Annotated in this window: 12 protein-coding genes; 5 read left to right on the top strand and 7 right to left on the bottom strand. The window is 73.0% G+C overall.

The features are described from left to right. Positions 1 to 128: 128 nt before the first annotated feature. From K7G59_RS28580 to K7G59_RS28570, 3 genes are all read right to left on the bottom strand, one after another. Positions 129 to 1,070, bottom strand: a complete 942-nt coding sequence (locus tag K7G59_RS28580; RefSeq protein WP_225839243.1) for a hypothetical protein — start codon at positions 1,068 to 1,070, stop codon at positions 129 to 131. A 103-nt stretch (positions 1,071 to 1,173) separates the two neighbouring features. Beyond that, the gene (locus K7G59_RS28575; RefSeq protein ID WP_225839241.1) at positions 1,174 to 1,629 is read right to left on the bottom strand and encodes a hypothetical protein; all 456 of its coding nucleotides are present in this window, start codon (positions 1,627 to 1,629) and stop codon (positions 1,174 to 1,176) included. A 109-nt stretch (positions 1,630 to 1,738) separates the two neighbouring features. Next, positions 1,739 to 4,522: a SpoIIE family protein phosphatase/ATP-binding protein gene (locus K7G59_RS28570; RefSeq protein ID WP_225839239.1), complete on the bottom strand. Its 2,784-nt coding sequence runs from the start codon at positions 4,520 to 4,522 to the stop codon at positions 1,739 to 1,741. A gap of 257 nt (positions 4,523 to 4,779) precedes the next feature. On the opposite strand from K7G59_RS28570, the gene K7G59_RS35420 reads away from it, so the two are divergent. After that, a complete protein-coding gene (locus K7G59_RS35420; protein WP_374114295.1) occupies positions 4,780 to 5,820 on the top strand; it encodes a DUF6215 domain-containing protein in 1,041 nt (346 codons plus the stop codon). Here K7G59_RS35420 and K7G59_RS28560 read toward each other — a convergent pair. Continuing rightward, complete coding sequence (locus K7G59_RS28560; RefSeq protein WP_225839237.1) at positions 5,798 to 7,174, bottom strand: tannase/feruloyl esterase family alpha/beta hydrolase; 1,377 nt, start codon at positions 7,172 to 7,174, stop codon at positions 5,798 to 5,800. The two genes, K7G59_RS35420 and K7G59_RS28560, sit on opposite strands and share 23 nt — an antisense overlap. A 190-nt stretch (positions 7,175 to 7,364) precedes the next feature. Here K7G59_RS28560 and K7G59_RS28555 point away from each other — a divergent pair, with 190 nt between their 5' ends. Continuing rightward, positions 7,365 to 7,646 (top strand): hypothetical protein, encoded by a 282-nt coding sequence (locus K7G59_RS28555; protein WP_225839235.1) that lies wholly within the window; start codon positions 7,365 to 7,367, stop codon positions 7,644 to 7,646. 24 nt (positions 7,647 to 7,670) lie between these two features. Here K7G59_RS28555 and K7G59_RS28550 read toward each other — a convergent pair whose 3' ends face one another. From K7G59_RS28550 to K7G59_RS28540, 3 genes are all read right to left on the bottom strand, one after another. Continuing rightward, positions 7,671 to 8,528 (bottom strand): TIGR03943 family protein, encoded by an 858-nt coding sequence (locus tag K7G59_RS28550; RefSeq protein WP_225839233.1) that lies wholly within the window; start codon positions 8,526 to 8,528, stop codon positions 7,671 to 7,673. Continuing rightward, on the bottom strand, positions 8,525 to 9,433 hold the full coding sequence (locus K7G59_RS28545) for a permease (protein WP_374114299.1): 909 nt from the start codon (positions 9,431 to 9,433) through the stop codon (positions 8,525 to 8,527). The genes K7G59_RS28550 and K7G59_RS28545 overlap by 4 nt, the downstream gene beginning before the upstream one ends. Before the next feature lie 311 nt (positions 9,434 to 9,744). Then, on the bottom strand, positions 9,745 to 10,137 hold the full coding sequence (locus tag K7G59_RS28540) for a helix-turn-helix domain-containing protein (RefSeq protein WP_225839229.1): 393 nt from the start codon (positions 10,135 to 10,137) through the stop codon (positions 9,745 to 9,747). Between the two features lie 130 nt (positions 10,138 to 10,267). On the opposite strand from K7G59_RS28540, the gene K7G59_RS28535 reads away from it, so the two are divergent. The 3 genes from K7G59_RS28535 to K7G59_RS28525 all read left to right on the top strand — a co-directional run bounded on the left by K7G59_RS28535 (position 10,268) and on the right by K7G59_RS28525 (position 12,544). Further along, positions 10,268 to 10,918, top strand: coding sequence for an FMN-dependent NADH-azoreductase (locus tag K7G59_RS28535; protein WP_225839226.1), 651 nt, complete (start codon positions 10,268 to 10,270; stop codon positions 10,916 to 10,918). A gap of 230 nt (positions 10,919 to 11,148) precedes the next feature. After that, entirely contained in the window at positions 11,149 to 11,997 is an 849-nt protein-coding gene (locus K7G59_RS28530; RefSeq protein WP_225839224.1) for a DMT family transporter, read from the top strand. Between the two features lie 139 nt (positions 11,998 to 12,136). After that, a complete protein-coding gene (locus K7G59_RS28525) occupies positions 12,137 to 12,544 on the top strand; it encodes a hypothetical protein (protein ID WP_225839223.1) in 408 nt (135 codons plus the stop codon). Positions 12,545 to 12,805 lie beyond the last annotated feature (261 nt).

Here is a 12,805-nt window from a genome sequence, read left to right as displayed (position 1 = left end):
GCCGGCGGACAGGGGCCATGAAGTGCATCAACAGCACCGCCGAGCTGTGACCCGCATGGCCGTCGCCACCGGCCTGTGACGACCGCCACGGCCGGGGCGCCGCTCGTGCTGCGGCGCCCCGGCCGGTGTCAGCCCGCGCGCAGCGTCAGCGCGGCGGTGTGGAGCTTGCCGCCGGTCTGGAACTGGAGGAACAGCCGCCAGTCGCCGGCGTCGGGCAACTCGGCGTGGAAGGTGAGGTCCGGACCGCCGTTGCCACCGGTGACCTCGGTGGTCGGGTGGAGGTGGGCGAACGCCATGTCCCCTTCGTGGAAAGCGGTGAGGTGGGCGTAGGTGCTCAGGTAGGGCTGGAGGTCCCTCACGGGCTTGCCGTCCTTGGCGAGCGAGACGGTCAGCGGGTGCGCCATTCCCGCCATCAGCTCGCCCTTGACGGTCACCTTGTATCCGTCGACCTCGGCGGTGGTGGACGGTGCCGGCAGCGACGTCCTGACCGACGTGCCGGGGACGGTGACGGGGCGGCTGAGCACGAAGTCCTTGCCCTTGCCGGCTCCGGCGTCCGGGGTGAAGGAGGCGAACACCCGCCACGAGCCGGAGGTGAGCGGGGCCAGAGGGGCGGTCCAGGTGCCGTCGGCGGCCATGGTGGGGTGCACGTGCTGGAAGCCGGTCAGGTCCGAGCGGACGGCATAGAAGTGCATCCGCTTGGTCTGGTCGAGCGCGAAGCCGGTGACCGGCTTTCCGTCCGGGCCGGAGACCGTGAAGCGGTACGCGGCCTGCTTGCCGGCGTCGAGCCGCTGGTCCCTGGAGGTGAGGCGGTAGCCGTCCTGGGTGTCGGACAGGCCCTTGCCGGAGGCCATGTGGTCCATGCCGGGCATGCCGTCCATCGGAGAACTGCTCATGGACGGCGCGGCGGACGTGCCACCGTGGTCCATGCCGGGCATGGAGGACTTCCTGCCGTGATGCATGCCGGACGAGTCGTGGGAGGATCCGCAGGCGGCCAGGGTCAGCGCGAGGGCGGCGGCGGTGCCGGCCGCGGCGAGGGCGCGACGGCCGGCGAAACGCTTGGACGTGAACATCTGTCTGTGGTCTTTCCGGGTGGGCGCACCACACCGGTGGTGCGCGCGAGGGGCAGGACACGGCACCGGGGCCCGGCCTGCGGCCGGTCCGGCGGGGTGCCTGTCACGTGCGCGCGACGCACACCTGGAGCAGAAGGGTTCGTCCCCCGGACGGTGGTCCGCGCCGCATGGCCCGGCCCGACCGCAGCAGGGTGGGCGACCGCAGGGCAAGGGCGGCCAGGGCGGCCACCCCGAGCAGGGCCGGGGCCGGGACGGAGGTTCGCTGGTGCGCCGGGGTCGACACGCACAGTTCGCCGGGCATCCCCGATGCGTCGTGGGCCCGGACGACCGAAGCCGTCGTACCGGCGTGGGCCGCGTGGGTGGTCGTAGCGGCGTCGGCCATGGTCGCTGCTGCCGCGCGGTGATCCCCGTGGGGCACCGGCGAGTCCATGACCGCCGTCTCGCCGTGGCAGCCCCCGGCGGCGGTCGGGGCGCCGTGCATGAGGAACAGGCCTAGGAGGACCGCGCACAGCATCAGCAGCCGGGCGACGCCCTGCCTGCCTGTCCGTCCGCCGTCCACAGCGTGTTCCCTTCCGATTCCGCCGGCTCTGCCTGCCCGCTCGCGCTGAGCATACCTGGGTAGGGTATGGCGCGCAGAACGAAGGTCGAAAACCGGCCGGAACGATGTGTCACCAGGCCAGTTCTTCGATCAGGGCGGTCGCGTCCGGTTCCGGCGTGCGGCCCAGCGACTGTTCGGCCCAGATCACCTTCCCCTTCGGGGCGTAGCGCGTCCCCCACCGGTCCGCGAACTGGGAGATCAGGAACAGGCCGCGGCCCCCTTCGTCGGTGGTGGCCGCGCGCCGCAGGCGGGGTGAGGTGTTGCTGCCGTCCGACACCTCGCAGACCAGGGTGCGGCCCAGCATGACCCTGACGTGCACGGGCGGGGCGCCGTAGCGGATGGCGTTGGTGAGCAGTTCGCTGAGGATCAGTTCCGTGGTGAACGCCGACTCCTCCAGGCCCCACTCCCCGAGCCGGTGGCTCACCTCCGTGCGGACCCGGGACACGGCCATCGGGTCGAACGCCATGTCCCAGGTCGCGACCCGGGACGGTGCGAGCAGCCGGGTGCGGGCGACCAGCAGGGCCACGTCGTCGCCGGGATGCTCGGGCAGCATCGTCTCCACCAGCGCGCGGCAGGTCTGCTCCGGAGTCGGGCCCGCGTGGGCGACGGCCGAGCGGAGCAGTTCCAGGCCCTCGTCGATGTCCCGGCTACGGGCCTCGACCAGGCCGTCGGTGAAGAGGATGAGCCTGCTGCCGTCCCGCAGGTGCAGCTCGTCCGCCTCGAAGGGGTGGCCGCCGACACCCAGGGGCGGTGAGACGGGGATGTCAGGCAAGGTCAGCACGCCCTCGGGGTCGACGACGGCCGGGGCGATGTGGCCGGCGCTGGCGAGTGTGCACTGCCCGGCGACCGGGTCGTACACGGCGTAGAGGCAGGTCGCGCCGGTGAGCGGGGCGCCGTCGCCGTCGCCGGACGCCGTCTGGGTGTCCAGGCGCGTCACCATCTCGTCCAGGTGGGTGAGCAGTTCGTCCGGGGCGAGGTCGAGGGAGGAGAAGTTCAGCACGGCGGTGCGCAGCCGCCCCATGGTCACCGCCGCGTGCAGGCCATGGCCCACGATGTCGCCGACGACCAGGGCGACCCGGAAGCCGGGCAGCGGGATGACGTCGAACCAGTCGCCGCCGACGCCGGACTGCGCCGGCAGGTACCGCGTGGCGATCTCCAGCGCGTCCTGCTCCGGGAGGTCCTGGAGCAGCAGGCTGCGCTGGAGGGTCACGGCGAGGGCGTGCTCACGGGAGTAGCGGCGGGCGTTGTCGATCGCGACGGCGGCGCGGGCCACCAGTTCCTCGGCGATCGCGACGTCCTCCTCCTCGAACCGGGGGGAGCCGGTGCTCCGCCAGAAGTTGACCATGCCGAGGACGACGCCGCGTGCCCGCAGCGGGACCGTGACCAGCGAATGGATGCCGTACTCCAGTGCCCGACGCGCCCCCTGCGGATCCTGGGCCCGCCAGTCCTGGGCGATGTGCAGGTCAGGCACGAGGACGGCCTTGCCGCGTCTGAGGGCCGCCACCATCGGCGTGTCGGCCACCACGAACCGGATGAGGTCACCGACCGGCTGCAGTGGGTGCCCGGCCTGCGACTCGCGCAGCGCGGTGCGCCGCATCCGGTTGACCGCGCCCGAGGGTTCCTCGCCCCGCAGCACGGAGTCGAGGAGCTCCACGGTGACGAAGTCCGCCAGGCGGGGGACCGCCACCTCGGTGAGTTCCTCCGCGGTGCGGCGTACGTCGAGCGTGGTTCCGATGCGCCCGCCGGCCTCGTAGAGGAAGGTCAGCCGTCCGCGGGCCACCTCGGCCTGGCCGGACAGGGCGCGCAGTTCGGTGGTGTCCCGGAAGGTGGCGACCAGGCCCGGTTCGTCGGCACGGGGTGCGGTGAGCCGGGTGTTGACCGCCAGGAGGCGCTCGCCGGCCGGGACGAGTTCGTCGGTCGTGGTCTCGCCGGACGCCAGCAGCCGGGTGAGCCGTGGGCCGAGGCCCAGGTCGGTGACCTGCCGCCGGTCCGCGTCGGCCGGGAGGTTCAGCAGGCGGCGTGCCTCGTCGTTGGCGAGCAGGATTCTTCCGTCGCCGACGATGACGACACCCTCGCGCACCGCGTGCAGGACCGCGTCGTGGTGCTCGTACATGCGGGTCATCTCGGCCGGGCCGAGTCCGTGGGTCTGGCGCAGCAGTCGCCGGCTGACCAGGGCGGTGCCCGCGGTGGAGAGGGCCAGTGCGACCGCCGCGGCGCCCAGCATCATCGGCAGCTGGTTGTTCAGCACCCGGCCGAGGGTGTCGAACCGGATGCCGACGCTGACCATGCCGATCACCCTGCGGCTCGGGTCTGTCACGGGCACCACCGCGCGCACGGCATTGGTCGGCTTGCCGTGGAACGTCTCCGTGAACGACTCCCCTGCCGCTGCCCGCTCCACGCCCTGGGTCTTGATGCCGATCAGCGTGGGGTCGGAGTCGGCGAGCCGCACCCCGTGCTTGTCCAGGACGGAGACGAAGTCGACGTCGGCTCCGGCCTCCACCTTTTGCGTGTCGTCCTGGAGGCGGGCCGTCGGATCCGATGACAGGAGCGCGGTCGCCATCCCGGGTGAGTGCGCGAACGCCTCGGCGGCGGCCAGCGAACGGTCCCTGGCGTCGCGCTCCCCGTCGTACCGGCCCTGCACGACCAGAGCCGTGGTCGCGGCGGCGACGAGGACCAGCACGATGAGGGCCTGGAGCAGGAAGACCTGCGCGGCGAGCGTGCGGATGTTCAGGTACGACGAGAAACGACGTCCTGGTGCCGGCCGGGGCCCGGGGCGCCGGGACCGGGTCGATGGCCGCCCTGCTCCGAGGGGCGTGGCCACTTTCGCCCAGGACCAGCGGGGACGTCCGCGCATGTCCCTTTTCTAGCACTGTGTCTCCGGGGTGGGCGACCGCTGTGCCGGGCCTGCGGTCGGTCTGCGGTGATCGGCGGCATCCCGGGGCGACCGGGGCGCGAGTGCGCGGCGACGCCCCGCCCGAGCGGCCCCCGGGCCACCTGGCAGGCCTCTGAAATGCGGTTTCTCCGTCGACTGAGCAGCGGTGGTGCGCCCGGGTGCACCACCGGGGTTAAGTGGGGGCTGTCGGAGGTGGGTCGGTCCGGTGACGGGCGCCCGTGTTCGTCTGGCGCGCGTCACGCGCTGCCGTCGGAGTACGTGTGCGAAACGAAGCTGTGCACCGCGCTGAGCCGCACCGACGCTCCGGCCTGGCGACGCTCCGACCACCTGCCGACGCTCCCACCTGCCGACGCTCCCACCTGCCGACGCTCCCCGGCGCCGCAGGAGTGGGCGCAGACCGCGTATCCGGAGGCCGGGTCGCCCTCACCGACGGCGCCAGAACCGCCTCCCCGGAGGCGACGGTCACCCTCGGCACGTGCTCCGTGACGCTCTCGGTCTCCTCCGACAACCTCCCGGTGGGCGAGACGGCCGATCTGTTCACTCGGCGGGATTGCCCGGCGCGGACGGTTCCCGGGGCGGCCGCGGTTCTCTGCACCGACCGGGCAATCACCTTCACCTCGCACGGCGGCAAGGCCGGCACCGGCCCAGGCGGCATGGCCCGCAGCCTGCTTGGCCGCCAGGGGTACCGAAGGACGTCGGCGGCTCCTTCGCGAGCTCCGTCCGACGCCGGGGCGACGTGCCACCGGACGACACGGCCCTGGTCCGTGCGGCCGAGCGGGCCCGGTCGCCGGGAGGCCCGCGACGGCCGCGCCGCCGGAGCATACGTCCGGCGGGAGGCGCCCTCACCGACGCTCCTCACCCCGCCCGCGGACGACTCCGGGTGGCCTGCGCCCAGGAGGGATCCGTGCGGTGGTGGGGGGCCACCCGTCGGTCATCTGCCGGATGGGCAGGGCCTCGCCCTGGCCGCGGGAGGAGCCGGACGACGGGAACCGGTTGAAGCAGGAACCGACGTCGTCGGCGCTCTGCCGCTGAAACAGCAGCACAGCGGGGCCCCGGGCGTCGGCCCACTCGGTCCAGCCTGGTCTTGCCGTCGAACGCGGACGCGGACCGCGTGCCGCGTGCAGTGCGACGACCGGCGGACGCCCGGTCGGCAGGCGCCGCCGGTGATCCGGCGGAACGTCCGCGGGCCGCCGGGCTCGGTGACCGCGCGGCGACCGGAGCGGGGCATGCATCGGTTCAGGTCAGGGAACCGGTGTTGACCAGGTCTCCCGAGGTGGGCCGGGGAACGGTGCCGCTCACCGGCGGCTCCTGCCCGCGCTCCACCCAGGCCGTCAGCGCGCCGAACGCGGCGCGGTAACAGGGCAGGATCGGCCGCAGCCGGTCCGGATAGGTGTCGTAGAGGCTGTCGACGTGGGTGCCGCCCTCGATGCGGTAATAGCGGTGCAGCGCGGACCTGCCCTGTTCGGCGATCATCTGGGCGTAGACGTCGGACTGGACGGTGATGGGCAGCAGCGCGTCCAGGGTGCCGTGCAGGGTGATCAGGGGCTTGCCGATACGGCCCGTCAACGAGATCCGGGCGACGGCGTCATGGACCGGGCGGGGGCGGGCGGCGTAGTCGTAGGCGGCGTCGGACGGGCAGGGCGCGAGGATCTCCCCGAGTGTCGTCCCCGCGGATGCGCCGGGGCAGGCGGGGTCGTAGCCGGGGTCGAACGCGGCGCGGTACGTCTTCTGGGTCAGGCCCCAGTACACCTTCTCGTGGTACGGCCACAGGAACTCCGAACCGCGGGCGAACCCGGCCGCGTACATGTCCTCGTCATCGGCGCGCCCCAGCTGGCGGGCGACGGCGGTCGGCAGGAACGTGAGCAGGTTCGGCCCGTCCGGCCGCCACAGCGGGCCCTCCCAGTCGACACCGCCGTCGTACAGCTCGGGGTGGTTCTCGAGCTGCCAGCGGGTGAGATAGCCACTGTTGGAGATCCCGGTCATGTACGTGCGGCGCGGGGCCCTTCCGTAGTGCTGGGCCACAACCTCCCTGGCCGCGCGGGTCAGTTGGGTGGTGCGCCGGTTCCATTCGACGAGGGCGTCGCCGGGCAGGTCCGTGTCGGTGTAGAAGTCCGGTCCGCTGTTGCCCTTGTCGGTGGCGGCGAACGCGTATCCCTGGGCCAGCACCCAGTCGGAGACGAGGGTGTCCATCGCGTACTGCCTGCGGACTCCGGGGGCGCCGGTGACGACCAGGGCGCCGTTCCAGTGCTCGGGCAGCCGGATGACGAACTGGGCGTCATGGTTCCAGCCGTGCAGGGTGTTGAGCCGCGAGGAGTCGGGGAAGCAGCCGTCGATCTGAACCCCGGGCACACCCGAGGGGTTGCGGGTGCCGCTGGCTGCGAGACCTGCCCAGTCGGTGGCATCGGTGTACGGCGTGCCGGTCAGCGCGCTGGTGGTCAGATCGTCGTGACGGGATATCAGCTGCCGTTCGGCACCGGGCACGGTGAGGCGCGGCCGTCCGCCGGAACCGGTGGCGGCGCGGGCCGCGCCGGCCGGGGTGACGACGGCCGTCGCGAGCAGGGCGGCGGACAGGAGGGTTCGTCGTCGGCTGGGACCGGGATCACATGGGCGCATGGGTACGGCCTTCCGGGTAGTGCGCGGTACGGGGGGCGAGGCACATCGTGGGTGCCCCGTCGCCAGTCCGGCCACAGAGGCAGTCCACACTCTGCAGGGCTCTGCTGTGGAGGGCGCACACACATGCCGTCCGCACACACCACAAGGGGGGCCTCCTATGCTGTGCCGTGATCACATGGGAGGGGAACACATGGCGACCTGGGGACTGATCGTCGAGACCACCGTCGGTGCGTCGGACCGCAAACACGTCGAGACGTATGTGCTGGCGCACGTGGAGGGCACGCGTGAGGAGGCGCTGAGCGAACTGCAGGCACGTGCCAGGCAGTACGTGTCCGAGCATCCCAGGATGCCCAAGCGGCGCCGGCTCTTCCGGCACACCGACGGTTTCCTGCTGGTCAGCGATGGTGCCTGGCAGTCGTTCAGCACCCGGTTCACGGTTGCGGAGCTGATCGACGACAACGCGGCCCGGTAGGCGCCTCCTTGTCCGGCGAGCCTCCTAGGACGGCGTGACCGGCAGGTCGTCGGTGTAGGCGTTGACCGGCGGCGACATGGGGCGGACGGCTCTGACGTCGAGGGCGGCCTCCGCGGTGCGGGTACCGAGGGTGCCCCTGGGATGCCAGATGCCGGTCACCGCCAGCCAGGTGTCGGCGGGTGGCGCCTCGGTCCCGTACATGCGGACCTTGACCGACTGTGAGTCGGCTGCGCAGCAGCTGAAGATGATCCGCGTCAGGTACCAGCCGCCGCGCTCGCCGGCCGGGGTGACGAAACCGGTCAGCCGCACGCTGCGGCCCTTGATGGCCCGGCTGCGGTCCTGCTGGATCCGGGTGGTGAAGCCCGTGAGGGTCATCGGCAGGGGCGAGGTGGCGGGCAGCGCGGGGAACGATCTCTGCGCCGCGACCACCTTGCTGTTCGACCGGGCCGCGGTGAAGGCGCCCAGCGCGGGCGGGGCGTAGAAGAGGAGGCTCAGCGCCGGGAGGAGCAGCAGCCAGGCGATGCGCGGGGCGCGGGAGTGGTCGTGGCCGTGCGCGTCGTGCTCGTGACCGTCGTGCGCGGAGCCGCCGTCGCCCGCGGGGCTGTCACCGTGGGCTGGACCGTCGTGCTCGTGACCGTCGTGCGCGAGGCCGCCGTCGCCCGCGGGACTGTCACCGTGGGCTGGACCGTCGTACGGAAGTCGGCGCTCTCGCGTCCTGATCACCCCTGTCAGCCCGAGTGCGAGCAGCACGGCGCCGGCTGTGACGAGGAGCGGGCGCTGGCCGTGCTTGACGTAGCGCAGGTAGAGGTCGGTGAAGAGCGCGGCGTGCAGCAGGCCGCAGCCGGTCAGCAGCAGGAGCAGCGCCTGTACCGGGCGTTTCACAGCAGTGCGCCTCCGATCAGGGTGCTCGCGGCGACCGCCACCACCGTGGTCGCGGTGGAGAAGCGCCAGGCGAAGGCCCGCCCGAACGTGCCCGCCTGAAGGGCGATCAGCTTCAGGTCGACCATGGGACCCACCACCATGAACGCGAGCCGGGCGGTCGGTGAGAAGCCGGTGAGCGAGGCCGCCACGAACGCGTCGGCCTCCGAGCAGACCGCCAGCAGCACGGCGAGGGCGGCCAGGAAGAGCACCGACAGCCAGGGCGAGCCGGAGAAGGTGTCGAGGACGGAGCCCGGCACCGTGACGTTGAAGGTGGCGGCGGCCATGGCACCAAGGACGAGGAAGCCGCCGGCGTGCAGGAAGTCGTGCTGGAAGCCCAGCCGGAACTCGCGCCAGCGGCTGTGTCCGTGCCGGTGTCCGGTGTGCCGCCGGCGAGCGAGGGGACGCAGCCACTCCTCCCGGCCGAGCCAGAGCCACAGCCAGCCCATCACGGCCGCCGCGCCGAGCGAGGCGATCAGCCGGGCGGCGACGACGGCGGGGTTGCCCGGGAAGGCGACGGCGGTGGCGGTCAGCACGACCGGGTTGACGGCGGGCGCGGAGAGCAGGAAGGCGAAGGCGGCGGCCGGGTCGACGCCCCGGCGGATCAGGCTGCTCGCCACGGGCACGGAGGCGCACTCGCAGCCCGGCAGCACCGCTCCGGCCGCACCCGCCACCGGCACCGCGAGCGCGGGCCGCTTCGGCAGCACCCTGGTGAACAGGTTGGCCGGGACGAAGGCGTTGATGGCACCGGACAGGGCGGTGCCCAGGAGGAGGAAGGGGAGCGCCTGGACGGTGATGGCCAGGCACACGGTGCGCCAGGCCTGAACGGCCGGCCGGTTCAGCCACCCGGTGCCCGCGAGCAGGAACAGCACCGCCGCACCGGCTGCGACCGCGAGCGCGATCGCAGCGGCGTGCGGCCGGGGCCGGTCGCGGCGCGGGGGCGGGTCCGGGGCGAGGTCCGCGGAGAGAACCGCCGGACTCTCTGCCACATCCTCGGCCACACCAACCAGCTCATCCGTTTTTTCCATCATTGCTCCGGATGTCGGTGTCTGGCCGACGATAAGCGAAAGGCGCGCCCGCGACCGCGCTCACACGCCGCCGCACGCAGAATGAGGCACGCCGACGCCTACCCTGACGGCCGGGCAGCCGGCCCCACCGAGCCCGGAACGGCCGGCGGAGGCTACGCCTGCGCGGGGCTCGGCCGGTCCTGCTCCAGGCCGGGGCAGGGGGCCGCGTCCGGCAGATGCGCCATCGCCCACTCCCCCAGCATCCGCAGTGCGGGCTCCAGTGCGGCACCGGCCTCGGTCAGCCGGTACGACACGCGCAGCGGCGGCCCCTCGTCGACCTCGCGCAGCACGAGGCCCGCCGCGCCGAGTTCCGCGAGCCGGTCGGACAGCATGCGTTCGCTGATGCCGGGAATCGCCCGGCGCAGGTCCGCGAAGTACGCGGGCCGCTCCACCAGGACGGCCACGATCTGGCCGTTCCAGCGCTTGCCCAGCACCTGGAAGACGCGGGTGATGCCCTCGTCGACGCGTTTACACGCTGCACTGCCGTGGTTCCGCTGAGCCCCCATGCGCCCCATGGTACTACCCGGCCGTAGGGGGATGAAAAAAAGTAAGTCCCTGTGTTATGAATAGTTGAGTACGAAACAACAGCCCGTGCCGACGTGCCGGGCTACCCCCTCGTTCTGCCTGGAGACACCCATGGCCACCTTGCTGCACATCGACTCCTCCGTCTTCTCGCTCGAGGCATCCTCCTCGCGTGCCGTGACGGATGCCTTCCGCAGGCACTGGCAGGAGCAGCACCCCGACGGCAAGGTCGTCTACCGCGACCTGGCGGCCGAGCCGGTCCCGCACATCACCGCCGACGCGCACCTGGCCGGATTCGCCGACGAGGCGTCCCGCACGCCTGCCCAGGCCGCCGCGTTCGCCGAGCGCCTGCGGCTGATCGAGGAGCTGGAGCAGGCCGACGCGGTGCTGATCGGCGCACCCATGTACAACTTCGCTATCCCCTCCACGCTCAAGGCGTGGCTGGACAACGTGATCCTTTTCGGCCGCACCGCGGGCGAGAATCCCTCCACCAAGGGCACCCCGGTGACCGTCGTCGCCAGCCGTGGCGGCGCGTACGGGCCGGGCACCCCGCGCGAGGCGTACGAGTACGTGCAGAACTACCTGGGCGCGATCTTCACCGACATGCTCGGCATGGAGACGGACTTCATCGTCCCCGAGCTGACGATGGCCCCGCAGAACCCGGCGATGGCCGAACTGGTCCCGCTGTTCGAGGCCTCCCGTGAGCGCGCCCTCCAGGAGGCGGCCGTCAAGGCCAAGGAACTCGCGCAGCGCCTCGCGGCCTGATCCCGACACGGAGGCCGGGCGCCGGAGATCCGGCGCCCGGCCTCCGGCACATGGTCCGGCACATGGTCCGGTGCATGGTCCGGTGCATGGTCCGGTGCATGATTGCACCGCCTTGCACCGTCTTGCACCGCCGCAGGCCCCGGCCCCGCGGGGCTCGCGCACGCGGCGTCGTCGGGCCGCGTGTGAGTGTCGCGCCCGGCGCCGCCGCGGACCTTCCGTAGGCTGAGGTCGTGATCGAACTGGCCGCGGCGTACGCGGTCGCGGGTGCGGCGAGCAACGCGGCGGGCACCGCCTTCCAGCGCAAGGCGGCGTCCGCGAGCAGCCGGGGCGGGATCAGGCTGCTCGCGGAACTGGTGCGCCGGCGCTACTGGCTGCTGGGCATGGCGGGCGTGATCGGCGCCGCGCTGTTCCAGAGCCTGGCCCTGGTCAACGGACCGCTCGCGCTGGTCCAGCCGCTGTTCATCCTGGAGCTTCCCTTCGCCCTGCTCATCGCCGCGCCGCTGATGCACCGCCGGCTACCCCGCTCGGGCTGGTGGGGGGTCGGCAGTTGTGTGGCGGGCCTCGCGGCGCTGCTGGCCGCCGCCGCCCCGCACGGAGTCACCCACGACGCCCCGCTCACACGCTGGACCCCCGCGCTGTGCCTGGGCCTGGGCGGGATGGCGGTGACCGTACTGCTGGCCCGCCACGACCGGCAGCCCGCCCGGCGCGCGGCACTGCTGGCAGCCGCGTCCGCGATCGGGAACGCACTGACCGCCGCCCTGCTGAAGTCGGCGACGGGAACCTTCGCGGACGACGGTTTCCTCGCCTTCCTGTGCTCCTGGCAGACGTACGGCTTCGCGCTGACCGGCATGGCCGCCGTCGTCCTGCTGGAGAACGCGCTCCAGGCGGGCCCGCTGGCCGCGGCACAGCCCGCGCTGACGATCGGCGACGCCATGGTGAGCCTGGTCCTGGGCATCACCCTGTTCGGGGAGCGGATCCGTGCGGGCTGGTGGCTGGTGCCCGAGGTGTGCGGCGGCCTGCTGATCGTGGTGGGCGTGCTCGTGCTGAGCCGGGCCGTACAGCGCATCGAGTTCACCTGATGCGGTGACCGCGAAGGGCAGTTCGGGCGAAAGCGACCCGAAACACGACGGAACCAGTTGAGTCACCTCATTACTGTTTTCGTTCATGTGGTCCGGTGCGGTCGTACGACAGTGCCGTTCCCGGTCGGGGACCGGGGCGGTGCTCGCACTGCTGCTGGCCACGCTCGTGCACGTACTGGCCTGCGCCCACGGGCCGACGGCCACCGCGGCCGACCGCACCGGCACCCTTCCGTACGCCTCCACGGCGTCTGCCGAGGCCGCAACGGGGACACGTCCCTCCTTGCAGGCTCCTGCGGCCTCCTCTCTGGACGCCGGCCCCGCCGGTCACGGCGGTGGCCACCACTGCTGCTCCGGCGCGGGGGAGCCGGCCCTCCAGTCCCCGCGCCACAGGGACCCGGCCGCCCCGCCCCTGCCCGCCCTCGCACGGAACGAGCACCCCGGCGGCCCCCGCGGCCGGGGCCCCGCACACCGGCGCGGGTCACCGCTGTCCGCCGAGGCCCCTTCCGACGGTCCCCCGCGCGCGCTTCTCGGTATCTGGCGGTCCTGACCGGACCGAGTCGGCCAGAATCCCGCCCGTACCCGCGACCGTCGGCCGCCGCGCACAGCGCCGGCCGCAGGAGAAGCACGCCATGCAACACTCCAGCCCCAGCCCCAGCCCCCACCCCCCCCCCCCCCCCCCCCCCGGCCCCCCCCCCCCCACCCCCCCCCCCCCCCCCCCCCCCCCCCCCCCCCCCCCCCCCCCCCCCCCCCCCCCCGCCCCCCCCCCCCCCCCCCCCCCCCCCCCCCCCCCCCCCCCCCCCCCCCCCCC

Origin of the sequence: Streptomyces sp. NK08204, assembly GCF_020400585.1 — a bacterium.
Classification (GTDB): domain Bacteria; phylum Actinomycetota; class Actinomycetes; order Streptomycetales; family Streptomycetaceae; genus Streptomyces.
Note: the sequence above shows the minus strand (reverse complement) of the source record. Positions and strands in the feature narration are given on the sequence as shown.